This window comes from Algoriphagus marinus (genome assembly GCF_001936475.1).
GTDB lineage: Bacteria > Bacteroidota > Bacteroidia > Cytophagales > Cyclobacteriaceae > Algoriphagus > Algoriphagus marinus.
On sequence record NZ_MSPQ01000002.1, the window covers coordinates 514,290 to 540,737 of the forward strand.

Here is a 26,448-nt window from a genome sequence, read left to right on the forward strand (position 1 = left end):
AAAAGTCCAGCTTAATGATATCCATTATTATCCCCTGTTATAATCAAGAAAAATACCTTGAGGAAACAGTTATATCCGCATTGAAATCGACTTATAGACCAATAGAAATCATCATTGTAAATGATGGGTCAACGGATGGAAGTAAGGAGTTGGCAGAGCAATTGGCAAATCAGCACCAAGAGATTAAAGTTCTTAATCAACAGAATCAGGGTGTGGCCGTGGCCCGCAATCACGGAATAAAAGATGCAAAGGGGATTTTTATCTTATGTCTAGATGGTGATGACTTGATTTCAGACAATTATCTTAAGGAAGCGGCAAAGGTTCTTACTAATTCGCCTGAGGTAAAAGTGGTTTATTGCAAGGCTGTAAAATTCAATGAGAAGAAGGAAAAGCCTTGGAATCTTAAACCATTTAGCCGGAATCTATTGGCAAGAGACAATATGATTTTTGTGTCTGCTCTATTCAGGAAGTCAGATTGGGAGGATTGTGGGGGCTTTTCCGAGGATATGCACTACGGCCGTGAAGATTGGGAGTTTTGGATTAAAATGCTGAAAAACGGTGGTGAAGTAATTCAACTTCCATTTGTTGGCTTTTTCTATAGGCTAACTGCTTCCAGTAAAAGAAAGAAAACAGGCACAAATGAGAAAAAAAAAGCTAGAATAGCCTATTTGAATTCTAAACATCAGGATTTCTTCGAGCGAGAATTAAATGGACCTTTAAGATTTCAACGAACCTGGTCCAAACCCTACAATTCACTTTTAAAACTTTTTGGAAAACTTTAGCACCCTAATTATCCTAATAAGATTTAGTGACTACTTTAAAATTGATTTTTTGCAAAAAAATGGAAAGGTCAAAATTTGAATAAATAGTTATTTTTGCGTGAAATGATTGTTTCTTTCCTCTTTTTAGTACGAAGCACATAACCAAATTAAAAAATGTCAAGCCGCTCCTTAAAATCTACCTTTAAATCGTTTTGGAAGGAGTTTCGCTTTAATTTAAGTGCGTCAGATAGTCCGCTTTTTCAATTTTATTATAAAAATCTTTACACTCCAAAAAAAGGAAGTCTGGCCGATTTTATCTCTCAATATTCTATTTCAAAAGCTGGAGATTTTTTTGTCATTCAAATCGGCGCAAATGATGGCATTACTAATGACCCCATTCACAAATTCATCAAAAGAGATGGCTGGAAAGGCGTACTTCTAGAGCCACAACCTGATGTTTTTAAAAATGAGCTTTCAAAGATTTATCATAAAAACAAAGGAATACACCCGATTTGTGCAGCTATAGGAAATGAAGATGGGTCCCAAAAACTCTATAAAATCGGGTTTTGCGATATGAGATGGGCTACTGGCCTGGCATCTTTTTCTTTGGATAAAATCCAATTGGCTTTTAAAAATGGTGTGGTTGAAAAAAATTGTCAAAAACTTGGCATTGCAATTCCCGATTCTCCTGAAGAGCAAATTTCTTATGAAGATGTCGAAGTGATTTCTCCTGAGACATTGATCAAGAAATACAATATCTCCAAAATAGACCTACTTCAAATTGATGCAGAGGGATATGATTTGGAAGTAATCCGGATCTTTGACATTGAAAAAACAAACCCACAAGCCATTATTTTTGAGAATGAGAATTTAAACTCTGCAGATTTAAAATCTTGTTATGACTTTTTAAAAGGAAATAATTACTCCCTTGCAAAATTTGGAAGAGATACGCTGGCTTTAAAAAATCCAACTGGACAGTTTAGTGAGTTTTTCAAAGAGAATAAAATCTAATATTATTATCCGAAATGATGCCAGTAGCATTATTTTCTTTGTTTTACTAGACGGTTGTCCCATGTCGGGTGACAGATGCAACCATAATCTGATCTTAGCCTAGTTTTCCGAAGAGTTAATCTATTTTTTGTATAAAAGCGGATATAAATAAAGTCTAATTTTTAGATCAAATCTTATCTAAGCCTTTCCAAAATTTCAAAAAGTAATACTTCAGAGGATTAGAATATTTCAATTGCTTCCACGGCCGACTTGCATGAGGCCTATGCCAAACGGGGGAATTCATCAAAACAAAGTTTTCGAAGCCTAATTCAATTGCTTTTTTTGAAATAAAAGTATCGTACCAATCTTTTGCTTCATCAAGTTCTTTGAAATCAAATTTCTTCAAAAACTCTACGGAGAATAATGTACAGCAAAAACTTAGGCTGCGATTTGTTTTCACCACCGAATCTTTCACTCCTTTGAATTTCAAATAGGGAAAGTTTACAATCCCCACTTCATCCACTGTGACTGATCCCACTAAGCCAGTTTTGCTATTTTTCTTACAAAAACTCAGCAATTCTGAAAGAGTCTCAGGCTTGACTACCACATCAGATTCAATGACTAAAAGTGGAACTCCGGATTCCAAAGCTAATTTTTGCGCAGTCTGCAATACCAATTTATAATTGGGAGAAGGAGTATTCGTCAAATCTTCCAAATGAATCAACTCATATCCTATTTCATCTTTATTCGCCTCAAGTTGGATTTTTGTTTCTTCTGTACTGAAATCATTAAAAATAATATGGCGATGTGAAACTGGAGATACTGCGATCGCCCGAGCTGTATCCAGTGTGGTTTCTATCGAATTTTTTACTGGAGTTATTACAAGTACTTCGGCCATAGGAATATTTTTCTCAAAAATAGGGCTTTCCCTTTTATGCAAAAAATAACCCCGACTTTCGTCGGGGTTGAATTTCAATTAGGCTAAATCTCCGAGTGCTTTTTTGATTCGTTTTAGTGCCTCTACCAATTCCTCATCAGAAGCTGCATAGGACAATCGCACGCAATCTGGAGCTCCAAAAGCAGCCCCGGTGACCAATGAAACGTTGGCTACATCAAGTAAATACAAGCAAAGGTCATCTGCATCTTTTACGCTATGGCCGTGTGCAGATTTACCAAAGAAAGCCGTCACATCAGGGAAGAAATAGAATGCTCCTTCTGGAACATGAGTCTTAATACCTGGGATATCCTGAAGTAAGCCTAATACTAAAGCTCTTCTTCTAAAATAAGCATCTGCCATTTCTTTGGAAGGAGTCTGATCACCCGCGATCCCAGCAAGTGCTGCCCGCTGTGCAATCCCTGTACCTCCAGAAGTAAATTGACCTTGCATCTTTTCAACTGCTTTTGCAATAAATAGAGGAGCGCAAATGTATCCCACTCTCCAGCCTGTCATTGCATAACCTTTGGAGAAGCCATTGACAGTAATCGTCCGATCAAACATACCTGGGAAGGATCCGATACTGTAATTTTTACCCACAAAATTGATCAACTCATAGATCTCATCAGCAATCACCATGATGTTATCATGCTTTAAAATCACAGCAGCAATGGCTTCCAATTCTTCTTTGCTAAATACCGAACCTGTAGGATTACAAGGAGAGGAATAAATAACCGCTTTGGTCCGCGGAGTTATAGCAGCCTCTAGTTGGGCTGCTGTAGCTTTAAAATTATTCTCTAAAGTCCCTTCAATCAAGACTGGCACTCCACCGGCCAGTTTGATGATCTCTGCATAACTCACCCAGTAAGGAGAAAAAATAATCACTTCATCACCTTCATTGATCATACACATGAACACATTGGCGATCGAATGCTTTGCTCCAGTGGAGACTACGATATTTTCTGCTTTGGCATCGGCAATTTGATTTTCTTCTCGAAGTTTCTTGGCAATAGCCTCTCGCAAATCTTGGTAACCAGCTACCGGAGGATAAGAAAAATACTTCCCTTCATCAATTGCCGCTTTAGCAGCCTCCTGAATATGCTTGGGAGTTTTGAAGTCCGGCTCACCAAGACTTAAGCTGATGATGTCAATTCCTTGGGATTTCAGTTCTCTGGCTTTTTTCGCCATAGCAAGAGTCGCTGACTCTTCCATATTGATTATCCGATCCGATAAAATAGAATTCATTTTTTGAGAGGTTTTTTTACAAATTTCTCAAAAATAGAGAGAAGATTATAAAATCTAAACAATCTGGGTCTTTTGATGTCGAAATGTTATTTTTGAATAAAATACAGCGAAGTAAATTGCGTTTTTATCCTCGATGAATAGATTTTACATTCTGTTGCTTTTTTTTGTACTGACAAGTCAATTGACTTTGGCACAAGATGAAGCTTCCAAACCAAAAGTTGATCCTGATTCCTCCGGCGTAGTGAATTCCAGCTTGCTCCCTACTTCGATGCCTTTGCTGCTTTTTGATGACTCTGCTGAGAAAGACGAAAAAAAAGCGAAAAAGAAAAAGGCAAAGAAAAATATTTGGTTTGGTTTAAAAACCAAAAAGGGATACACACGGAGAGAACTTCGTGGAACCCAAATCTTTGAATTTTTCAACTACACAGATGCTACCAGGCAGCCAGATCCTTACATTCGGGACATTTATTGGTTCGACACTTCTGATCGTGCCATAAAAAAAGATGGGTATATGGTCGGCAAGGGCTATTTACTCCATGGCCCATATGAACGAGTGATCAATGAAGAGGTCGTCGAAAAGGGAATGTATTTCTACGGTACCAAACATAAGACTTGGATGCTTTTCGACTCTAACAATGTGCTTCAGGATAAGAATCATTTTTCAGAAGGTTGGCCAAGAGAGTCCAGAATCACCTATCACGACCGGACATCAAATGTAATTGAGGAAATAATCCCAATTCAATATAGTATGGAGGAGGGAAACTATTTCTTTTTTTATGAAGACGCTCAAATAGCTGTGACTGGAGAATATGAGTTTGGTGAAAAAGTAGGCCTTTGGACTGAATACTGGGACAATAACAACACCAAAGCAATTCGTAAGCGTGAAATCCAATATCAGGAGGATGCTTACACGAAAAATTTCCGCCCCTATATCCGTGCTGAGTGGGATAAGGACGGAAATCTAGTCTATCGAAAGGAGAATTAATTTTCCCTGAATTTGAATTGCTGCCCTCCTACTGAGGCTTCATACATTAAGCCTCCTTTGGTTCGTGTGAAAACAGCTACTCCATCTACATATTTAGCATTTAGAGATGCTCCGGAAGCAGCGGCAACCGCAGAAACTTGAGCGGACATTTCGATCTTGTTTTCTTTAAACCGATCAAAAGCTTCTTTGTCCTCAAAAAATACCACTTCACTGTAAGCCTGTCCTCCAGCCTGAAATCCGATTGTAATTTGGGTCATTCTTGCAAAGCCTATCATTTTTCCACCTTCAAAAGCGACCCCATTCCCTGAAGCACCCCCTACTCCCAAGCCACCTTTACCGACATTGGGGAGAATAATGTAACCATAAGAGGTATCGAAAAAATCTTGCATATCGGGATCATCTTTTAGGAAGGCAGCTTTTGCATCTTTACTGTCTTCAATGATTTGATCATCTTTTTTATCACTTTGAGCAAAAATGAACGTAGCCGAAAATAAGAACAGGAGTGAGAAAATAATTTTTTTCATGGTTTTAAAATCTAACAGTTATGAATTTAATAAAAGGCATCTTCAAAGGATTTGAAGTTTAAGTTACCGTGTCTGTCTTTATAAACGCCCACGATATCAAATCGAATATCCTTATGCCAATCAATTTGGTGAATGTATTGGTCTGCTGCTTTAATGATCAATTTACGTTTTGTCGCATCGACAAATTCTTCGGCATAGCCAAAACCGGTTCCTGAACGATACTTGACTTCTACAAAAATTAAAAGGCCTTTGTACTTCATGATTAAATCAATCTCAGCATGGCCATGTCTGAAATTAGACTCTAAATGTTCATAGCCTTTACTTTTGAGCCATTCGGCAGCTTGCTCCTCCGCATTTTTACCGCTTTCGTTATGTTCAGCCATCTAGGATAAATGTTTAATTTTGAAAAATAGAAAGTTGCTGACTCCATAGGATCGGAAAAAAATCAACCGAAGAAAGCAGATGAATGAAATTATCAATAAAAAGACAGAATTCCGAGATCTGGGTTTGATGGATTATCAAAAGGCTTGGGATTACCAGGAAGAGCTTTTTGCGGAAACTGTAGCCTTGAAAATACAAAATCGGAAAAATGCGCTTTCAGAACAGAAGTCCACTCCGAATTACCTGCTTTTCGTTGAGCATCCACATGTCTATACTTTAGGAAAAAGTGGAAAACTTGAAAACTTACTACTTGATGAAGAAGGTTTAAAGGAAAATGAAGCCCAGTTTTACAAAATCAATAGAGGTGGGGATATTACTTATCATGGTCCAGGTCAATTGGTCGGATATCCTATTTTAGACTTGGATAATTTCTTCACGGACATTCACAAATACCTTCGCTTTTTGGAGGAGTCAATAATTTTGACTTTGGGCGAATATGGTATTACAGCAGGGAGAATCGAAGGACTGACTGGGGTATGGCTGGATCATATCCAACAAAATAATCCAAGAAAAATCTGTGCTATGGGCGTGAAATCTAGCCGATGGGTAACCATGCACGGATTTGCATTCAATGTAAATTCTGACCTGAGCTATTTTGGACATATCATTCCTTGTGGAATAGACGATAAAGCAGTCACCTCTCTAGAAGCAGAACTCGGTCAGAAAATCCCCTTAGAAGAAGTAAAATCTAAAGTGAAAAAACATCTTGAAACACTTTTTGAGATGGAAATCATTTGAGCCCTATGAAAAAAGACATTGATTTTCAACAAGTTACCGGAGTCAAAATAGCTATCGCTAAAGAAGAAACCTCAGCTGGTCCTGAATGGGCAGTTTACCTTATAAATCTAAACCTGATCGAATTAAAAACGGTAATGATCACTTCCAAAGGGTATGGCGAGCTCAACGGAGAGTCCAAAAAAACATCTACACTACGACATATGATTGAGGAACTTGGCCCTCAAGAAGTCGCAAAAGTAGAATCTATAGATCCTGCTCTGTTTTCCTTGACTAATGAATTCTGGGTTAGTTATTACATACTGGATCAGATTTTTGACAAAAAGTTTATCTTTACTTCAGGCAGCTTAGATCCTGGTTTCATTAAGTTGATTCCAGAGATTGGACTGGAAGGCGTATTACATTCATAACTTAATTATGGCAACTTTTTTAGATCAACTTGGCGATATTCTTTTTCTAGACATAGAGACAGCCTCTTTAACAGAAAAATTTGAGGAACTACCGGAGCGACTGCAAGGAGAATGGCTGAAAAAAGAGCGATTGATTCAACCAGAGAAACCCGATCGCAGTCCGGGAGAACTTTACTTTGAACGGGCTGGAATTCATGCTGAGTTCGGTCAGGTAGTTTGTATCGGTGTTGGTTATTTTCAACAGAAGAAAAAAGAAAAAAAAGTAATACTTAGATCCAAATGCATAGCACACCCAGAGGAGCGGGAACTTCTTTTGGAATTCAAAGCTTTATTAGACAAGAAAAAATGGGTGATGTGCGCACACAATGGAAAGGAATTTGATTTCCCTTATTTATGTCGCAGAATGCTCATCCAAGGAATCCCTCTCCCCGAGCCTTTGCAAATAGCCGGCAAAAAGCCATGGGAATTACGTCATTTGGACACGATGGAGCTATGGAAGTTTGGGGATTACAAACATTACACCCGACTCGAACTTTTAGCAGCTGTATTTGGTGTTCCCAGTTCAAAAGACGATCTCGATGGAAGCCAGGTAAATGGCACTTTTCACCTGGAAAAAGATATTGAGAAAATCAAAAAGTACTGCCTCAAAGATGTAGAAGTCACCGCCAGAATTTATTTGGCGATGAATCCACAAGAAGAGGAATACCATGTTGAAGTGCTCCAACTCAAAGATTCATCAAAAGATCACAAGAAGGATGCACCTCAATCAGATTAAATTTTTACATTAAAACAAAAACCCTAAACATGGGAAGAAAATCAAATAAAAAAACAAGAAACAATAAATTCGGAGGTAATAAACCTGATTCAGGAAGTTTATCCAGACGAATTCTTCAATTTTTAGATTCAAACTACGGTTCAGAATTCAATTCAAAACAAATCATCAAACGACTGGAAATAAGAGATGCTATCTCTAAAGATGGAGTAGAGCCCATTTTGAGTCGATTGGTTGAAGGAGGATCAGTTTCAAAAACAGCAAGAAATTATTACTCATCCAATCAAGATCCAGATTTCATTTTAGGTACAGTGGACTATGTGAATCCTAGGTTTGCCTTCATCGTCCGCGATGAAGATCCAAATTCCCTTGGAGACATATTAGTCAAAGAAGCTGATCTAAAGCAAGCGCTTGATGGAGACAAAGTACGCGTGATGGTATATCCTGTAAAAGGGAAAACCGGAAGGACAGAGGGGAAGGTATTGGAAGTTGTCAAACGTAATCGCGATGAATTTGTAGGAAGAGTAGAGATTTCACCCCGATTTGCATTCATTGTCCCGGACTTCAAAAAGATGCACAAAGACATCTTTGTACACCGAGGTGACTTGAAAGGAGCGCAGCACAAAGATAAAGTGATTGTGAAGCTCACCGAATGGAGAGAGGGAGATAAAAATCCAACAGGAGAAGTCATCCGGGTTTTAGGTAAAGCCGGACTTCATGAAGTGGAGATTCATTCCATTATGGCAGAGTTTGGTCTTCCATTTGAATATCCGGAAGCTCCAGAAAAAGAAGCAAACGCCATCTCGGATAAGATCACTGCCAAAGACATCAAAGCCCGAAAAGACTTTCGGGACGTAGCTACCTTTACCATTGACCCAGCCGATGCCAAGGATTTTGATGACGCAATCTCTTATCGTGAGCTTGAAAATGGGAACCTGGAAGTAGGTGTCCATATTGCCGACGTGACTCACTATGTCAAGCCAAATACAGCCTTAGAAAAAGAGGCTTACGATAGGGCAACCTCTGTTTATCTAGTAGATCGGACCATTCCGATGCTTCCAGAGCGATTGAGCAACGGATTATGTTCCCTTCGCCCAAATGAGGACAAATTGACTTTTGCTTGTGTGTTTGAACTGGATCGAGAAGCGAATGTGAAAAAACATTGGATCGGGAGAACAATCATTCATTCTGACCGAAGGTTTGCCTATGAAGAGGCGCAAGAAAACATCGATACCCAATCAGGTGATTTCTTTGAAGAACTTACCTTATTGAACACCCTTGCTAAGAAAGTTCGTCAAAAACGATTCAATCATGGGGCGGTAAACTTTGAAACTGTAGAAGTCAAATTTAAGCTAGATGAGGACGGCAAACCATTGGGACTGTTTATCAAAGAGCGAAAAGACATACATAAGCTCATCGAAGAATTTATGCTTTTGGCTAATAAATATGTAGCTGAGTTTGTTTTCAACAAAGGAAAAGGAAAAGACACCTTTGTGTATCGAACGCACGATTCCCCGGATATGGAGCGTTTGGAAACTTTCTCCGGTTTTGCAAAGCGATTTGGCCATCAAGTAGATATTGGAGCCGAGGGGAAAATCTCTACAGCTTTAAACAAATTGATGGAAGAGATTCAAGGGAAGCCCGAGCAAAATGTATTGGAACAACTGGCGATTCGCAGTATGGCTAAAGCGAAATATACCACAGAGCCTAAAGGGCATTTCGGACTAGCATTCGCACATTATTCTCATTTCACTTCACCAATCCGAAGGTATCCGGATATGATGGCTCATCGCCTTCTGGAACATTACCTGGAAGGAGGAAAATCTCCAGACGCAGAATCTTGGGAACAAAAATGTGTACACTCCTCTGAGCGTGAAAAAAGAGCCGCTGATGCCGAACGAGCTTCAATCAAGTACAAGCAAGTTGAGTTCATGTCTTTGGCAGAAGCCAAAGATTACGATGGGATTGTCAGCGGAGTAACGGAATGGGGAGTTTTTGTGGAAATAACTGAAACCAAGTGTGAGGGAATGATTCGTGTTCAGGATATAAATGATGACTACTACGAATTTGACCAGAAAAACATGCGACTTATTGGGTCGAAAAATAAAAAAATGATCACTTTGGGAGACAAAGTAATGGTCAGAGTAGTTAATACTGACATTGATCGAAGAACTATAGATTTGGAATTTGCATCTAATGACGAAAATAAGCCACGCAAACGCGCTCTTAGGTAAACTTGAAACTTTCATCCAGCAGCTTCCCGAGCATATCGGAACGGGAGCTGAACCCAAAGAACTTTATGAACCCATAACCTATATCCTAAGTCTGGGTGGAAAAAGAATCCGCCCACTTCTTAGCTTAATGGCATATGGGCTTTACAAAAATGACCCTGAAACGATCCTAAGTCAATCGGCAGCAATCGAAGTATTTCACAATTTTACTTTAATGCATGACGATATCATGGACAATGCGCCACTCAGAAGAGGAACGGCCACCGTGCATGAAAAGTGGAATGCCAATATTGCGATCCTATCGGGGGATGTGATGCTCGTAAAAGCGTATGAATTACTGCTTGATACAGAACCAAATTTGCTAAAGGAGATTATTCGCCTTTTCAATAAAACTGCAGCTGAGGTATGTGAGGGTCAGCAATTCGATATGAATTTTGAAGCCTATGAAACAGTCTCTGAAGCAGACTACATCAATATGATTAGGCTCAAAACTGCTGTACTACTGGGGCTTTCCCTTCAAATGGGAGCACTGTTGGCAGGGGCTGAAAAATCTGATGCACAGAAGCTTTATGACTTCGGTATGAACATCGGTGTTGGCTTTCAATTGAAGGATGATTTATTGGATGTTTTTGCAGATCAGGCAAAATTTGGGAAGCAAGTCGGTGGAGATATTATTGCCAATAAAAAAACATTTTTGCTGATTAAAGCCCTCGAGCTGGCCAAAGGTCCAACTGCGGAAAAGCTCAATTATTGGTTGAATCAAACAGAGTTTGATAAAGAAGAAAAAGTAAAAGCGGTCAAAGAAGTTTATGATGCATTGGGGATAAAAGCTCTTACGGAGGCAAAAATGCAATTCTATTTCCAAGCAGGGTTTGACCAGTACGATCTGATTCATTTCAAAAACGAGTCTTATTTCCAAGAATTGAAGCAAATCACGCAGGACCTTATCCATCGCGAAAAATAATTCATGAATTTATCAATTACAGTTTTACTGATTATTCTCACAGCAGGTATCAGTATCTATGGATTCAGCAAACCTGAATTCCTTCATCGATGGATGTTTATTCCATACAAAATCAAAAATAAAGGGCAGTGGGATCGATTTATTACTTCTGGATTTATCCACAAGGACTACATGCATCTGCTGTTTAATATGTTTACCTTTTATTTCTTTGGTGCTGTGGTAGAACAAGTATTAGCATACCGGTTTGGACCAATCTTAGGAGGAGTGGTTTTTGTATTATTCTATATTCTGGGGATTGTCATTTCTGATATCCCGACTTATCTCAAGAACCAGGATAACAGTTACTATAGAGCACTTGGCGCATCCGGTGGTACTTCCGCAACAGTTTTTGCAAGCATTATCATCTTACCTCTATCGGACATTTGTCTCTTTGGTATTATTTGTCTTCCTGGATTTATCTTGGGTGGATTATTTTTGATTTACTCTTATTTCAAAGGAAAAAATCAAGACGACGCCATCAATCATGACGCACATTTATATGGTGCGCTTTTCGGAATTATTTTTATCCTGATTATATCTCCTTCGAGTGCAATCACCTTTTTCGATCAAATAAAGAATTATCGTCCATTCTAAAAAAAATCCCTCTCAATTCTAATTGAGAGGGATTTGAATTTATTTCTTTTTATCCAACTTGGTTTTCATTTCTTCGATGTTTAGAATCTTAGAAATCTGATCTTTTTCAAGCGCCCTAAATCGGGTTAATTCTGCATCAATCTTCGTGACTAATTCAACTTTCACTTCCTCTGACTGATCTGTTGGCTTGTAATCTCCATTCCCAACCACACTATTTAAGTGGGCAAGTTTATTATTCAGACGAATCGGGAAATTCAAAGGATCCTGACCACTCTTATTTTGAGTTTGATAAAGCGTCTTTTCGATTTGATCCATTTCATCCAAAACCATTTGAAGGTTAGCTGGCTTAGTCTCCAGGCTATCCATTTCAGCTCGGTAGGTTCGGATTAATTTAATGGTTTGGTGAGTCTCTGTGAGTTTGTCTCTGACACCAAGCAAGAATTCATATTGTGCTTCCAAATCAGACTGAGTGGATTCATATCTAGGATCTGCCAAAACTTCGAAGGTTTGATCTTGAGCTTTACCATCCAATATCATTCGAACTTTATAAGTTCCTGGTGGTACTTTTGGACCTCTAAGACTAGCCGCCCACATAATCAACCCATCAAATCCTTCGGCATCTTCAACTCTTAGATTCCAATTAAATTCATTGCTACCAGCCTTGACTTTCAGCGTATCGCCATCAATTCCTTTAGTAGAAAATTCTCTAAGCTTCTGATTTTTTGAATCAAAGAATTCTATTCTCAGTTCCTCTTTCGGTTCTTCTTTAAGATAAGAATAGACTAAAACCCCACCAGGACGATTGGATCCCTCTGTTAAACTTTTCCGCTTTACACCGTCCATTCGATATGAATCCTGAGGTTTAAAGAGATGAAATGCTTTTGTACCAATACTTGGCTCCGCCTGATGAAGAACAGTCAAATCATCAATGATCCAAAAAGCTCTCCCTTGAGTGGCCGCGATCAAGTTATTTTCTTTAATTGCTAAGTCAGTAATGGAAACAATTGGTAGGTTTAATTGTAACGAATGCCAAGAAGCTCCATCATCCTTGGAATAGTACATTCCAGTTTCAGTTCCTGCATAAAGCATTCCTCGCTTTGCCGGATCCGCTCGAACCACTCTAGTAAAATGCTCTTCCGCTATCCCTGAAGTGATCTTGGTCCAAGTCTTCCCATAATCCTTCGTCTTGTATAGGTAAGGCTCGTAGTTTCCTGTTTTATATCCTGTTGCTGCGAAATAAGCTTCTGCCGGATCAAATGGACTTGCCTCAATGCTATTGATTTGTAACCATTCAGGCATATCTGATGGAGTCACATTTTGCCAAGAAGCTCCATTATCTTGGGTAACATGAACTAACCCATCATCAGATCCAGCCCATATCACACCTTTTTTGATTGGCGATTCAGCAGCTGTGAAGATTGTTGCATAATATTCTACTGAAGTATTATCCTTTGTAATTGGACCACCACTTGGACCAAGTTTGCTTGGATCATTCCGAGTCAAATCAGGTGAGAAAACTTCCCAGCTTTGCCCTTCATTTGTAGATCGGTGAAACTGGTTACTGGTAGTATATAGCATATTTGGATCATGTGGCGAGAAGAAAATCGGGAAATTCCACTGAAATCTATATTTCATATCCTCGGCTCCATGTCCCATTGGATTGTTTGGGTAGACATTTACCGATCGAGAAGTTCCATTTCTATGATTTTCTCTGGTCAAATATCCTCCGTAAGAACCTCCATATACGATGTCATTATCTTTCGGGTCTGGAGCGATCCAACCACTCTCACCACCTGCAGTCGGTTCCCAATCATCTTCAGAGATTGATCTTCCATCATTTCTGTGTCTAATTCTAACTGTTGAATTATCCTGTTGAGCACCATAGATTCTATAAGGAAAACTGTTATCGGTAGTCACACGATAGAATTGTGCTGTGGGCTGATTCATATAAGTTGACCAGTTTTTCCCTCCATCTTCAGATACTTGAGCACCACCGTCATCAGCGATAATCATCCGTTGATTGTTTTGTGGATCGATCCACAAATCATGATGGTCACCATGTGGTGCATTTGCTCCTTTGAAGGTTTTTCCTCCGTCGGTAGATTTGTGATAGCTCACATTCAGCACATAAACTGTTTCTTCATCCTGTGTATCAGCAAAAATTCTAGTATAGTACCAGGCACGTTGTCTGAGACTTCTATCCTCATTGACTTTCTCCCAGGTTTTACCAGCATCTTTCGAGGTAAAGACACCTCCATTTTCATTTTCAATGATGGCATAAAGCCGATTGGAATTTACCGGAGATACTGTAACTCCCATAATTCCAAGCAAACCGTCTGGAAATCCTTCATTTTCAGTCAAGTCTTCCCAAGTTTTTCCTCCATCGGTGGTCTTATACATTTTGGAATCTGGTCCACCACTTTCTAAGCTATAGGGAGTTCGCTTGATATCCCAAGTGGTAGCATACAGGATTTCAGGATTTTCGGGATCCATGATCAAATCAACTGCACCAGCTACATCACTAGCGAACAACATCTTGTCCCAAGTCTTTCCTCCATCAGTAGTCTTATAAACACCACGAGTATCATCAGGCTTAAAAATATCACCTAATACAGCTGCATAAACTACATCGGGATTGGTGGGATGAATTCTCAATCTGGAGATAAAACGGCTTTTATCCAATCCAGCACGCTCCCATGTTTTACCGGCATCCGCACTTTTCCAAATACCATAACCAAAGGAAACATTCCCTCTGACAGTTTTTTCACCCCCTCCAGCATACACTACACTTGTATCACTTTTAGCTACAGCGACTGCTCCAATAGAGCCTCCGAAATAACCGTCCGATACTGCTTTCCAAGTTTGTCCAGCATCATAAGTTTTCCAGACGCCTCCGCCTGCTGATGCAAAGTAATAAGTCTTGTCACTGCCAGGGACACCAGTCACCCCATCTGAACGCCCTCCTCTAAACGGGCCTACTAGCCTCCATTCAAGAGCATCGTAAATCTTAGGATCTGGGACATTTTGGGCTTTTACTTCTGGGGAATAGATACTCCATGCCATTAAAAGCGATAGAGACCATAAGAATAATTTCTTCTTCATAACATTAATTTGGTGGTTATCGAAGATAGAAATTAATAGAAGTGATTGAATGAAAATAATAAAAAATGATCAGTGGTTATCTAAAAAAATAATTGCCAAAAAAAAGCTCCTTCAAATTAATGAAGGAGCTTCGAATAATAAATTGGTTTATTAAGCTTCTACAGGGAGAACGCTTACGTAAGATCTTCCGTCGAATTTCTTCTTAAAAGAAACAACTCCATCAGTTAGAGCGAATAAAGTGTGGTCTTTACCAACACCTACATTAGTACCAGCATGATGCTTAGTACCTCTCTGTCTTACAATGATGTTTCCTGCGATAACTTGCTCGCTACCAAATTTCTTTACACCAAGTCTTTTAGACTGGGAATCTCTACCGTTTCTGGAACTACCGACACCTTTTTTGTGAGCCATGGTTTTTTACGTTTATAGCTTTCGTATTGAAAACTTAGAGTGAAATATTTTCGATCAATACTTTGGTAAAATCTTGTCTGTGACCATTCTTCTTTTTGTAGCCTTTTCTACGCTTCTTTTTGAAGACAATCACTTTATCACCTTTGACGTGATCCAGGACTTTCCCAGATACCTTTGCTCCTACTAGAAGGGGAGCTCCTACAGACACAGTGCCGTCAGCTTCAGCTAACAAGACCTGGTCGAATTCCACGGAAGCGCCAGTTTCTGCTGCCAACTTTGGAGCGAACACAAACTGATCTTTTGTTACTTTGAACTGCTTACCTGCGATGTTTACGATTGCGTACATGTTGTATGATTCTTATTATCGAATTCGGAGTGCAAATATAGGTAAGTTGTATAGAAGAAAAAAACAGGCTTGGAAATTTTTCCATTGATTCCTTGAAAGTTTTCAAAAATTCTAACTCGGAGTCTCGAAATTTCATTCAACCTACTAAAATCATATCACAAAAATTATCTGAAATTGTTCTTTGAAAAACTCTAATTAATGGCTGGAGCATTGATCACCAACGTATTACATCACTAGTAATCTGAAGTATAATTTTTGACCTTTGTTCAATTTTAACCTTGAATTTTGGTAAAAAAACTTTTCTCAAGTTTTTTAAAAAAATTTTGCATGCCCTATAAGATCATCTATACTGTATTTATTACTTGAATATAGATTTATTATAAATCTGTATATTAGTATTTTATACATTTTTGACCAATATTCAAATTTTAGCTTAAACTCCTACTTCAGAGGTTTTTTTTATCATTTTTGGTTCACATATTTGTTCGTAGGCTGTTCTGAAAAGGCAGCCTTTGCTATCCCCAGCTGAGTAAGAACGCCAAATAGTCTCCTATCTCATTAAGAATATAAAAAAGAAGTATGATGCAGAAGTATGAACCAATTTTAGAAGAGAACAAAAATCGATTTGTTTTATTCCCTATTCAACACAATGATATTTGGCAATTTTATAAAAAGGCTGAAGCAAGTTTTTGGACTGCTGAAGAAATTGACTTGGGGCAAGATTTAACAGACTGGAAAGCCTTAAATGATGGTGAACGTCATTTCGTCTCTCACGTACTTGCATTTTTTGCAGCAAGTGACGGAATTGTAAATGAAAATCTGGCTGAACATTTTGTCGCTGAAGTACAATATACTGAAGCCAAATTTTTCTATGGTTTTCAGATTGCGATGGAAAATATCCACTCTGAAACATACAGCTTACTTATAGACACCTATATAAAGGATGCGGTAGAACGAGATAAGCTATTAAATGCGATTGAACATATTGACTGTGTAAAAAAGAAAGCAGACTGGGCACTTCGCTGGATCGACAACGGAAACTTCCAAGAGCGATTGATCGCTTTCGCAGCAGTGGAGGGAATATTTTTCTCTGGATCTTTTTGTTCCATTTTCTGGCTAAAGAAAAGAGGCTTAATGCCTGGTTTGACCTTTTCAAATGAATTAATATCCAGAGATGAAGGTCTCCATTGCGATTTTGCATGCCACCTATACACCCAACACGTCCAAAACCCATTACCAAAAGAGACGGTAATGCAGATCATCAAGGATGCTGTTGAAATCGAAAAAGAATTTGTCACCGATGCACTTCCTGTTAGATTGATAGGAATGAACGCGGATTTGATGTGCCAGTACATTGAGTTTGTCGCTGACAGATTGTTAATGGAGCTCGATTGTCCTAAAGTTTGGAATAGTACTAATCCATTCGACTTTATGGATATGATTTCCCTACAAGGAAAAACAAACTTCTTCGAAAAGAGAGTTGGCGATTACCAAAAAGCCGGTGTCATGGGCTCAGCCGAAAGCAATGAAAGTTCTCGAGGCTTTACCATTGAAGAAGATTTCTAATTATACTTTTCCCATTAACCTAAAATAATACCCCTATGCTAGTAATAAAAAGAGACGGAAGGAGAGAGTCAGTACGATTCGATAAAATCACCGCGAGAATTGAAAACCTTTGCTATGAATTGGATCCAAAATTTATTCAACCCATCGAGGTGGCCAAAAAGGTAATTGATGGATTGTATGATGGTGTGACTACTACCGAACTCGACAATCTAGCCGCGGAGGTATGTGCTTCTCTGACTGTGAAGCACCCGGATTATGCGATCTTGGCAGCAAGAATTGCAATCTCTAATCTTCACAAAACCACAAGTCAATCCTTTTCGAATACGATGAAAAGGCTTTACACTTATGTGAATCCTGTAACTGGGGAAAATGCTGCTTTGATTGATCCAGAGGTTTATGGAATTATCAAGAAAAATGCAGCTAGACTGGATGAAGCTATCGATTATAAGCGCGATTTTGATTATGATTATTTTGGCTTTAAGACCTTAGAAAGAAGTTATCTAATCAGATTGAGTGGCAAAGTAGTAGAGCGACCACAGCACATGTTAATGAGAGTAGCCGTTGGTATTCATAAAGAAGACATCAATGCTGCTTTGGAAACTTATAATTTACTTTCCGAAAAGTGGTTCACGCACGCCACTCCTACACTTTTTAACGCCGGTACTCCTAAGCCACAGCTTTCATCTTGCTTTTTATTAACGATGAAAGATGATAGTATTGATGGGATCTATGATACACTAAAGCAGTGTGCTAAAATCTCTCAATCAGCTGGTGGAATAGGATTGTCTATCCATCACGTAAGGGCAAAAGGTTCTTATATCAAGGGAACCAATGGCGTTTCAAACGGGATTGTTCCAATGCTTCGAAACTTTGATATGACAGCTCGCTATGTGGATCAAGGAGGAGGGAAGCGGAAAGGGAGTTTCGCCATTTACTTAGAGCCTTGGCATGCAGATATCAAAGATTTCCTGGAATTAAAGCGAAATCACGGTAAAGAAGAAATGCGAGCTAGAGATTTATTCTACGCACTTTGGATTCCAGATCTCTTCATGAAGCGAGTAGAACAAAATAAAGATTGGTCACTTTTCTGCCCTAACGAAGCTCCTGGACTTTCAGACTGTCACGGAGAAGAGTTTGAAAGACTTTATGAAAAATACGAACGTGAAGGGAAAGCTCGTGAGACAATTAAAGCTCAAGAACTTTGGTTTGAAGTTTTGGAATCTCAAATTGAGACTGGTACGCCATATATGCTTTACAAGGATGCCGCTAATGGGAAATCAAATCAGAAAAACCTTGGAACAATCAAATCATCAAACCTTTGTACTGAGATTATTGAATACACTGCTCCAGACGAAGTAGCCGTATGTAATTTGGCTTCTTTAGCACTGCCAAAGTTCGTCACCATGGGCCCTGATGGAAAGCTTTTCTTTGATCATAATAAGCTTTATGAGATCACTAAAGTAGCCACCAGAAACCTTAATAAAGTAATTGATGTAAACTACTATCCTGTAGAGGAAGCGAAGAGATCCAACTTCCGCCATCGTCCAATAGGACTTGGTATTCAAGGATTGGCAGATGCCTTTATCATGCTTCGAATGCCATTTGACTCTGCTGAAGCTAAAGGTTTGAATGAAGATATTTTCGAAACAATCTACTTTGCTGCAGTTGAGACTTCCATGGAGCTAGCCAAAGTTCAAGGTACTTATGAGACTTACGGTGGCTCGCCTGCTTCCAAAGGAATACTTCAGTTTGACATGTGGGGAGTAACTCCAAAATCCAATCGATATGATTGGACAGATCTGAAGGAAAAAGTGAAGAAATACGGCATGAGAAATTCCTTGCTAGTAGCTCCTATGCCAACTGCTTCTACCTCTCAGATTTTGGGAAATAATGAGTGTTTTGAGCCTTATACCTCCAACATCTATACGAGAAGAACACTTTCCGGTGAATTCATCATCGTGAACAAGCACTTGATGAAAGATTTGATTCAGATTGGACTTTGGAATGATAACATGCGGAATAAATTGATCTCAACCAATGGTTCAGTACAATCTGTTCCTGAGATCCCACAGCATATCAAGGATATTTACAAAACAGTTTGGGAGATTTCTCAAAAAGTTATCATCGATATGTCTGCAGACCGAGGTGCTTACATTTGTCAATCACAGAGTATGAATATCTTCATGCAGGATCCAAACTTCGGTAAATTGACTTCAATGCATTTCTACGCTTGGAAAAAAGGATTGAAAACAGGCATGTATTATCTACGCTCTCAGGCAGCTTCTGCTGCGATCAAATTCACTTTGGATAAATCACAACTTGAGCAACCAAAAGCAGCACCAAGCCCTGTTGAAGTGGCTAACAAAGAAAAACAAGATGCTATCGCATGTTCACTGGATGATCCAGAGGGATGTGAGATGTGCGGAAGTTAATATTTAGAGTTCGTTAAATGGGAAAAGGCGTTTGAATATTTCAAGCGCTTTTTTTATATCTTTTACTTTTAAAATAAAGTCATGACCCAACAAGAAATTCAAAACAGCCTAGAAAATTTATCAGAAGGTAGCAATCAACTCTTCGGTAAAATGACTCCACAACATATGGTGGAGCATTTGATCATTACATTCAAACTTTCTTCAGGAAGAGTGAATATACCTGAATTTGAGCCTAATGAGAAGCAACTTGAATACAAACGATTACTGCTGAGAACTGATATGGAATTTCCTAAAGGGGTGAGAGCTCCAGGGCTTCCGGAGGATCTATTGCCCCTCCGTTTTGAATCTTTAGCTATCGCAAAGGAAAAGCTATTAAATGCTATTGAAGAGTTTCATAGTCACTTCGCAAATAACCCAATAGATTTAACCCTTCATCCACGATTTGGGAAGTTGAATTATGATGAATGGAAAATATTTCACAACAAACACATAACCCACCATTTGGGTCAGTTTGAGTAAACTGAATTTGAAAATTTCTCTTGGTTCTAGAAAATCATTTCGCTGTTGTGTATTTGGTGGCGATACAGTCAAATTTAAACTTAGATCAGGTGGTTTATCTGAAATAATTCGAATTATGGGGAGATGAAAGTTTTAATCACTTTAACATTCAAGGTAATTATTATTGAAAGCTATGCATTCATCCCTTCTACCTATACCTCTTCCTATACTCTCTGGGAGTACAGCTATTAATTTTCAAAAAAGCTGCATTAAAGCGACTGATGGAATTGAAACCGCAGTCAAAAACAATATCTGTGATGCTTTGGTCCGTCGCAGCCAACTTTCGTTGGGCATGGGAGATTCTTTCTTCAGTGATGTATTCACTTAGTGTGCTACCAAATGTCTTTTTGAAAATCGAGTTAGCATGGTCAGGATGCAAACCAACCGCAAGGCCTATATCCGATACTTTAATTGGGTTGAAATAATTCTGAGCGATGAAAATCGCAATCCGCTCTACCTGACTGATTTCATTGGATTGAAGTGCAGTATGTTCCTTTTTATCAGAGGACAAATTACCAATAGACATCCTACTCAAGCGTGCATGGATTTCTAACAACGCAACTTCAGGAGAACCACCTTCATTAATATCTTTCAGCCAATTGTTAAAAAGAAATTCATCGTACCTAGAATTATCTTCCAAAGCTTCAAATAGCACTTCTCCTTTCAGCAGGCTATCTACAAAAGGAGCAGAAAGCTTCCATTCCAAAAATACTGAGAAAGGCACTGTACAAACGTAATAAGGATTATCGCTCTTGAAATCAATAATCTGATGAGGAATAAGCCCCCAAAAAACTGTCAGTTTCTTTGGAGGAACAACTACTTTATTTCCTTGAAAAAGATAAGTTATCCCCACTTCCGGGAAATAGTTTATTTCTATCTCATTGTGCCTATCAGGCTTTCTCATGATGCTTGGAGACCATAATTCACAAGTCAAACCATAAGGTTTAAACTGGCTTCGGCTTTCATCGAAAGTATTTATCATCTGGGATTTCGATAGGTTTATGCAGAAATGTAGGTAGTTTTTCTGCTAATACGAGAATAAATTTACATTCCAATATTTAGAATTAATTTTTCTAACAGGACATAAATAAGAAAACACACAGGATGAAATTGAAAAGGCGAAGTATATCGGGTTTATTGGTACTAGTGTTTTTTGCTTCCTTGTTGGGTTGCAATAAACCTGAAAAAAAGGCTCCCAAACCAAGAGTGCTAATCAGCTCAGACATTGGCGGGACAGATCCAGATGATTTTCAGTCGATGATTCACCTGTTAATGTATGCAGATCAATTCGAGATCGAAGGCTTGGTTTCATCGCCTTATGGGGAAGGTACTACTATGAATTTCCAGGATATGATTGATCTCTATGAATTTGATTACAATCAACTCTTAACGCACGCTCCAGAACTTCCTTCGCCCAAATCGCTGAGAGCAATCACTAAGCAAGGTGGAAAAGATGCCGCTCCTTTTAAAGGTTATACTTCCCCTACTGAAGGCTCAGAATGGATAATTACTTGCGCAAAGAAAGAAAGTGATCAGCCGCTTTGGATATTGGTTTGGGGAGGAATAGAGGATCTTGCCCAGGCGCTTCATGATGCCCCAGAGATCAAAGAAAAGATCAGAGTATACTGGATCGGCGGGCCGAATAAAAAATGGAGTATCAATGCCTATTCCTATATAGCAGCAAACCATCCTGATTTATGGATGATCGAGGCAAATTCCACCTATAGAGGTTGGTTTATGGACCAGGATTCACCCGAAGATCTAAAGGGAGATGCTTTTTATGATAATTACATCCAGGGTCGAGGCGCTTTGGGCAAGGATTTCATCAAGTATTATGAAGGAAACATCAAAATGGGCGACACTCCTTCACTTGTCTATCTCATGAACGGGGATCCAAATGATCCCACGGGAGAAAGCTGGGGAGGAAGTTTTGAAAAGATCAGCCGCAGTTCTAGAAATATATTCATAGGAGGAAGTACTGAAGAAGATACTGTGGCCGCTTATGCTACTATTGAATGGAGATTTGAAGGACCAGATCTGGCTAGTTCAGAAGATTCGGTTGTGTTCGAAATAGAAATTCAAAATCAGACTTGGCCTGGATATTACCTTGGAAACGGAATTTATGGAGTAAAGTATTCTTCTAAAAAACCAGAAAACGGATATTACAAAACCAGAAGTTCAATTGTCGAATTGAATGGACTGGAAGGAGCTTTTATCAGCACGATTCCATGGCCTGGAAAAGCAACTCCGGATGATTATCAACTAGGTTCCAATTGGTATAGTGACCGATTAGATGCAGCACTTTTTATCGAAGATCAGCAGGGCGCCAAGACCGTCTCAAAATACAGAAAGGAGTTTTTAATGGACTGGGCAGAGAGATGGAAATGGCTGGAAAAGTAATTTTCACTACTTCTAATTCAGAAATTATCAATACACCCATTAGTATGAAAAGAATCATTGTAATTGCCGCTTTGAGCATATTCGCTTTTACTAAAGCATTTTCTCAGCAACTCGCCTTTCCCACTGCTGAGGGCTATGGCAAGTTTTCGAAAGGTGGCCGTGGAGGAATGGTTTATGAAGTTACCAATTTGAATGATAGTGGTGAAGGGAGTTTGAGAGCTGCAGTAGATGCTTCTGAGCCTCGAACTGTTGTTTTTAGAGTTTCTGGAACCATAGAACTCGAAAGTGCACTCCGAATCAAAAATCCTTATATCACCATAGCAGGACAAACAGCTCCAGGTGATGGTATTTGCATCAAAAAGAACCCCTTAATGATCGATGCCGATCATGTCATCATCCGGTATTTGAGAGTCAGACTAGGGAATGAATCCGGGGAGGATACCGATGCGGTCTCTAGTAGGTATAACAAGCATCTTATCTTAGATCACATTTCTGCAAGCTGGAGTGTCGATGAAACTATGTCAATTTACCATAATGATAGTATTACGGTTCAATGGAGCATTATTTCCGAAAGTATGCATGACTCAAATCATATAAAAGGAGCTCATGGCTTCGGAGGTATTTGGGGATCAAATTATGGTACGTATCACCATAATCTCTTCTCTCATCATGGAAGCCGAAACCCAAGAATGGCATCAGGTTCTGGCTATACTGATTATCGAAATAATGTGGTTTATAATTGGGGATATAACAGCACTTATGGTGGAGAAAACCAACAAGTAAATAATCCAAAGTTTGCATTTTCGACGATAAATATGGTCGCAAACTATTATAAGCCAGGACCTGCCACTGAGCCTGGAGAACTTCGACATAGGCTTGCCAATCCAACTATTCGGGATACGACCAGTGATTTTGGCAAATGGTTTATTTCTGAGAATGTCATGATAGGCAATGAGAAAGTCACTATGAACAATTGGGATGGCGGGGTGCAGCCTCAAGGTGGAGAAGAAAATTTAAAATATGTGAAGCTTGATAAGCCGTGGGTAGCTATGCCCATAAACCAACAAACAGCCGAAGAGGCTTTTGAATTGGTACTGGCAAATGCCGGTGCTACCCTACCCAAAAGAGATGAGGTGGATACCAGAATTGTCAATGAGGCTAAAGGCGGTTTTGCAACTTTTGAAGGAGCAACTTATAGAAAGGATCACTCTCTGATCGATCCTTCAAAAAAATCAGGAATAATAGATACTCAAAACGATGTAGGTGGCTGGCCTGAACTGAAAAGTTTACCTGCTCCTAAAGATACCGATCATGATGGAATGCCAGATGAATGGGAAAAAGCGAATGGGCTTAATCCTTCAGATGCTGTTGACAGAAATCTAGTCAAAGACGGCTATACCATGTTGGAAAAGTATTTGAATTCAATTAAATAAGAATCCAGAAACAACTAACTCAAACCTAAAATAATTTATAATGTGCCTCCGCTAGGATCAGCATAACTTTCTATTCATGAAAAAAACAAGCCTTTCTCTTTCACTTATTTTAATTCTTTCGTACAGCCTTTTTGCACAGCAAGACACAAAGAAAGCTCCACCTAAACCTCGAATGGTGGTCCTGACAGATGTATCCACTTGGGAAACTGATGACAATGAATCACTCGTCAGGTTACTTGTACATGCGGATTTGTATGAAATCGAAGGTCTGATATTCACCACTGGTTGGAGTCTGGATAAAACAAGGGATGATTTCATGGACTTGATTCATGACGCCATAGATGCCTACGAAAAAGACCTTCCAAACTTGCTCAAGCGATCTAATCAACAAGGTTTTCTGGCTGATGAATCACAACAAAACATAGGCTACTGGCCAAGTTCAGCATACTTGCGAAGCATTACTGTCTTTGGAAGTAAAAACAGGGGCTTCAAATTCATAGGCGAAGACAATAATTCTCCTGGGAGTGAGCTGATCATCAAACTTGCGGATGAGGTGGATGAGCGGCCACTTTGGATCACTGTTTGGGGCGGTGGAAATACGCTCGCTCAAGCTATCTGGAAGGTTCAACAGGAAAGAAGTGATGCTGAATTGAAAGCTTTTCTTCACAAAATCCTAACCTATACAATCACCGATCAGGATAGAGATCAGAAAACTGATTTTGCCATTAGCTCACACCAATGGATGAGAAGGGAATTTTCCGAGGATCTACTATTTATCTGGGATGAATCGGCGTGGAAATATCAAAATGGAACTGGGAAAAGCAATTGGGAAAAATATGAAGAGGATATCCAAACGCACGGAAATCTGGGTAAAGTCTATCCCAAATATAAATATGGAGTAGAGGGCGACACACCCGCTTTCTTACATTTGATGCCAAATGGATTGAACGACCCAATGGTTCCCTCTCAAGTAGGTTGGGGTGGATATTTCGAAAAGGGCATCAGTGAAGATCAGGAAACACAGGCTTTTACTAACTTTCAAGGACAGGCGTCTGAGGTTTCGAGGAAATACGAAAGCCACTTCTACCCTGCCACTTTCAATAATTTCGCTGCCAGAATGGATTGGGCAAATGAAGGAAAAGGCAATCGAAACCCAATCGTAGTGGTAAATAAAATGGAGGGTATAGAATTGCTCAGAGTGAAGGCCAAAAAACGCCAGAGTGTGATGCTAGACGCCTCGAAATCTTATGACCTAGAAAACGATGAGCTAAACTTCAAGTGGTGGATTATCCCTGAAGCTGGCACGTATAAAGGAGAAGTCAATATTCCTAACAATGAATCGGATATGATCAAATTTACCCTTCCGTACGATTCATCAGGAAAGACGATTCATATAATTTGTGAGGTAACTGACAATGGAACACCAAAGCTGACCAGTTACAGAAGAATCATCGTCGAAGTAAAATAGCAGATAAACTATTTATATTTCGAACCTATGAAAGCCAACCTTCTTTTCTTTCTACTAGTAACGCCTATACCTACCCTCTGTTTTTTCCAAGAAGCAAACTATCATCCCTGTAAAACAAAAGAATGTGCCACCAAAATGTCCGAAATATGGTATGGTTCAAGCAAAGCGAAAGCGGTTGCAGTCAACCATATCCTTCCTCAAAAGGACATCATTGGATGGAAATACACTGAGGAGTTTCACCAATCGGTGGGGAAGGGAGAAAAAATAGAATTGTCCTAAAAGATAAAAACAAACCCACACCGTGAGCACGCTTAATCTGGAAACCGAAAAACATCCTATTGTGACAAAGATAGTATCAAGGAAAATACGCTATCTGAGATCGGCCAAGTACGTCGAAATGGCTATAGTTCGTACACAAACACTCCTTCAAAAATCCAGAAAGAATATCCTGAATTGTGGATGAAAGATAATTTGTAAGTCGAGAAGAAATTATCGGCTTACAAATTTTCAATTACTACTGTAACCGTCTAGTCGTAGTCAAATCATTACGGTACACTGGGTGGAATCCGTGATGTCATCGGGAGAAACTACACCCTAATAACTCTACCAATTTGCAATTGCGCTGATTTCAATTGATCCGATTTTTCATCTAACGAAAATTACTAATTTGGTTAAATATAGGGAGCGTAGAGGCTTTAGATAAAAGTTGAGGATTACGTTTACTAGATCTAATATGAGTAAAATAACCTGCTGCCAATCTTTATTGAGGCCAGCACTATCGGGAGTCTTTAGATAAAGAATGAAAAATCTTAAACGCAAAAAAGCCTTTCAGTTTCCTGAAAGGCTTTGAATAAATGAGGCGGCGACCTACTCTCCCGGGAGTAACCCCAGTACCATCGGCGCTGCAGGGCTTAACTTCTCTGTTCGGGATGGGAAGAGGTGGGACCCCTGCGCTAGGCCGCCTAAATCTTTGTGGGTTGACCACATAATAGCTTAAGTTCTTCGGTCTTCTGTCTTCCGACTTCTGACTTTTTTAACATGTCTTTGCAGAAATTGTAACAGGGATAGCGTAAGCTTTTGGGCAATTAGTACTACTCGGCTATGACA

The 26,448-nt window shown here is 39.2% G+C and carries 24 protein-coding genes, 1 rRNA gene and 1 pseudogene; 17 read left to right on the forward strand and 9 right to left on the reverse strand.

The genetic code is table 11. From position 1 onward, the window contains the following. Positions 1-14: 14 nt before the first annotated feature. Both BVC88_RS06680 and BVC88_RS06685 read left to right on the forward strand, forming a co-directional pair. On the forward strand, positions 15-782 hold the full coding sequence (locus BVC88_RS06680; protein WP_075349854.1) for a glycosyltransferase family 2 protein: 768 nt from the start codon (positions 15-17) through the stop codon (positions 780-782). Positions 783-935: 153 nt separating this feature from the next. Next, positions 936-1,772 carry an FkbM family methyltransferase gene (locus BVC88_RS06685; RefSeq protein ID WP_075349855.1) on the forward strand — a complete coding sequence of 279 codons (837 nt, stop codon included), beginning with the start codon at positions 936-938 and terminating at the stop codon, positions 1,770-1,772. A gap of 166 nt (positions 1,773-1,938) precedes the next feature. On the opposite strand, the gene BVC88_RS06690 is transcribed toward BVC88_RS06685, so the two are convergent. Both BVC88_RS06690 and BVC88_RS06695 read right to left on the reverse strand, forming a co-directional pair. Then, positions 1,939-2,649 carry a glycosyltransferase family protein gene (locus BVC88_RS06690; RefSeq protein ID WP_075349918.1) on the reverse strand — a complete coding sequence of 237 codons (711 nt, stop codon included), beginning with the start codon at positions 2,647-2,649 and terminating at the stop codon, positions 1,939-1,941. A gap of 78 nt (positions 2,650-2,727) precedes the next feature. Further along, positions 2,728-3,930 (reverse strand): pyridoxal phosphate-dependent aminotransferase, encoded by a 1,203-nt coding sequence (locus tag BVC88_RS06695; protein ID WP_075349856.1) that lies wholly within the window; start codon positions 3,928-3,930, stop codon positions 2,728-2,730. A 133-nt stretch (positions 3,931-4,063) separates the two neighbouring features. Here BVC88_RS06695 and BVC88_RS06700 point away from each other — a divergent pair, with 133 nt between their 5' ends. Next, positions 4,064-4,915, forward strand: coding sequence for a toxin-antitoxin system YwqK family antitoxin (locus BVC88_RS06700; protein WP_075349857.1), 852 nt, complete (start codon positions 4,064-4,066; stop codon positions 4,913-4,915). Here the strand turns inward: BVC88_RS06700 and BVC88_RS06705 are convergent. Next, positions 4,912-5,439 (reverse strand): lipid-binding SYLF domain-containing protein, encoded by a 528-nt coding sequence (locus BVC88_RS06705; protein ID WP_075349858.1) that lies wholly within the window; start codon positions 5,437-5,439, stop codon positions 4,912-4,914. The genes BVC88_RS06700 and BVC88_RS06705 overlap by 4 nt on opposite strands. A gap of 26 nt (positions 5,440-5,465) precedes the next feature. Then, positions 5,466-5,822 carry a YraN family protein gene (locus BVC88_RS06710; RefSeq protein WP_075349859.1) on the reverse strand — a complete coding sequence of 119 codons (357 nt, stop codon included), beginning with the start codon at positions 5,820-5,822 and terminating at the stop codon, positions 5,466-5,468. A gap of 79 nt (positions 5,823-5,901) precedes the next feature. Between BVC88_RS06710 and lipB the strand changes: the two genes are divergently transcribed. The 6 genes from lipB to BVC88_RS06740 are packed head-to-tail and all read left to right on the forward strand — an operon-like array spanning position 5,902 to position 11,625. After that, positions 5,902-6,618 (forward strand): lipoyl(octanoyl) transferase LipB, encoded by a 717-nt coding sequence (gene lipB / locus BVC88_RS06715; protein WP_075349860.1) that lies wholly within the window; start codon positions 5,902-5,904, stop codon positions 6,616-6,618. A gap of 5 nt (positions 6,619-6,623) precedes the next feature. Further along, positions 6,624-7,025 (forward strand): hypothetical protein, encoded by a 402-nt coding sequence (locus tag BVC88_RS06720; RefSeq protein ID WP_075349861.1) that lies wholly within the window; start codon positions 6,624-6,626, stop codon positions 7,023-7,025. A 7-nt stretch (positions 7,026-7,032) separates the two neighbouring features. Further along, a complete protein-coding gene (locus tag BVC88_RS06725) occupies positions 7,033-7,800 on the forward strand; it encodes a 3'-5' exonuclease (protein WP_075349862.1) in 768 nt (255 codons plus the stop codon). Positions 7,801-7,829: 29 nt separating this feature from the next. Next, positions 7,830-10,031 carry a ribonuclease R gene (gene rnr / locus BVC88_RS06730; RefSeq protein WP_075349863.1) on the forward strand — a complete coding sequence of 734 codons (2,202 nt, stop codon included), beginning with the start codon at positions 7,830-7,832 and terminating at the stop codon, positions 10,029-10,031. Next, positions 9,994-10,992 carry a polyprenyl synthetase family protein gene (locus tag BVC88_RS06735; protein ID WP_075349864.1) on the forward strand — a complete coding sequence of 333 codons (999 nt, stop codon included), beginning with the start codon at positions 9,994-9,996 and terminating at the stop codon, positions 10,990-10,992. Before rnr ends, BVC88_RS06735 begins: the two co-directional genes overlap by 38 nt. 3 nt (positions 10,993-10,995) lie before the next feature. Beyond that, entirely contained in the window at positions 10,996-11,625 is a 630-nt protein-coding gene (locus tag BVC88_RS06740; RefSeq protein ID WP_075349865.1) for a rhomboid family intramembrane serine protease, read from the forward strand. 39 nt (positions 11,626-11,664) lie between these two features. Here BVC88_RS06740 and BVC88_RS06745 read toward each other — a convergent pair whose 3' ends face one another. The 3 genes from BVC88_RS06745 to rplU form a co-directional block, all read right to left on the reverse strand. Then, positions 11,665-14,727 (reverse strand): WD40/YVTN/BNR-like repeat-containing protein, encoded by a 3,063-nt coding sequence (locus tag BVC88_RS06745; RefSeq protein WP_075349866.1) that lies wholly within the window; start codon positions 14,725-14,727, stop codon positions 11,665-11,667. Positions 14,728-14,877: 150 nt separating this feature from the next. Then, positions 14,878-15,138 carry a 50S ribosomal protein L27 gene (rpmA, locus tag BVC88_RS06750; RefSeq protein WP_075349867.1) on the reverse strand — a complete coding sequence of 87 codons (261 nt, stop codon included), beginning with the start codon at positions 15,136-15,138 and terminating at the stop codon, positions 14,878-14,880. Between the two features lie 34 nt (positions 15,139-15,172). Then, positions 15,173-15,484 carry a 50S ribosomal protein L21 gene (rplU, locus tag BVC88_RS06755; protein WP_075349868.1) on the reverse strand — a complete coding sequence of 104 codons (312 nt, stop codon included), beginning with the start codon at positions 15,482-15,484 and terminating at the stop codon, positions 15,173-15,175. A 582-nt stretch (positions 15,485-16,066) separates the two neighbouring features. Between rplU and BVC88_RS06760 the strand changes: the two genes are divergently transcribed. From BVC88_RS06760 to BVC88_RS06770, 3 genes are all read left to right on the forward strand, one after another. Then, on the forward strand, positions 16,067-17,050 hold the full coding sequence (locus BVC88_RS06760; protein WP_075349869.1) for a ribonucleotide-diphosphate reductase subunit beta: 984 nt from the start codon (positions 16,067-16,069) through the stop codon (positions 17,048-17,050). Between the two features lie 35 nt (positions 17,051-17,085). Next, the gene (locus BVC88_RS06765; protein ID WP_075349870.1) at positions 17,086-19,482 is read left to right on the forward strand and encodes a ribonucleoside-diphosphate reductase subunit alpha; all 2,397 of its coding nucleotides are present in this window, start codon (positions 17,086-17,088) and stop codon (positions 19,480-19,482) included. 81 nt (positions 19,483-19,563) lie between these two features. Further along, positions 19,564-20,001, forward strand: coding sequence for a DUF1569 domain-containing protein (locus BVC88_RS06770; RefSeq protein ID WP_075349871.1), 438 nt, complete (start codon positions 19,564-19,566; stop codon positions 19,999-20,001). Positions 20,002-20,188: 187 nt separating this feature from the next. Here BVC88_RS06770 and BVC88_RS06775 read toward each other — a convergent pair whose 3' ends face one another. Beyond that, a complete protein-coding gene (locus BVC88_RS06775) occupies positions 20,189-21,022 on the reverse strand; it encodes a helix-turn-helix domain-containing protein (protein ID WP_075349872.1) in 834 nt (277 codons plus the stop codon). Positions 21,023-21,144: 122 nt separating this feature from the next. Here BVC88_RS06775 and BVC88_RS06780 point away from each other — a divergent pair, with 122 nt between their 5' ends. The 5 genes and pseudogenes from BVC88_RS06780 to BVC88_RS21740 form a co-directional block, all read left to right on the forward strand. Further along, positions 21,145-22,440 (forward strand): nucleoside hydrolase-like domain-containing protein, encoded by a 1,296-nt coding sequence (locus BVC88_RS06780; protein WP_075349873.1) that lies wholly within the window; start codon positions 21,145-21,147, stop codon positions 22,438-22,440. Positions 22,441-22,484: 44 nt separating this feature from the next. Beyond that, positions 22,485-23,873: a pectate lyase family protein gene (locus BVC88_RS06785; RefSeq protein ID WP_075349919.1), complete on the forward strand. Its 1,389-nt coding sequence runs from the start codon at positions 22,485-22,487 to the stop codon at positions 23,871-23,873. Positions 23,874-23,949: 76 nt separating this feature from the next. Continuing rightward, positions 23,950-25,341, forward strand: coding sequence for a DUF1593 domain-containing protein (locus tag BVC88_RS06790; protein WP_075349874.1), 1,392 nt, complete (start codon positions 23,950-23,952; stop codon positions 25,339-25,341). Positions 25,342-25,368: 27 nt separating this feature from the next. Beyond that, positions 25,369-25,620, forward strand: coding sequence for a hypothetical protein (locus BVC88_RS06795; protein WP_075349875.1), 252 nt, complete (start codon positions 25,369-25,371; stop codon positions 25,618-25,620). Positions 25,621-25,677: 57 nt separating this feature from the next. Beyond that, positions 25,678-25,818 (forward strand): annotated as a pseudogene (locus BVC88_RS21740) (pectate lyase); the annotation flags it as partial. Between the two features lie 377 nt (positions 25,819-26,195). Here the strand turns inward: BVC88_RS21740 and rrf are convergent. After that, positions 26,196-26,307 (reverse strand): 5S ribosomal RNA (rrf, locus tag BVC88_RS06805). Positions 26,308-26,448 lie beyond the last annotated feature (141 nt).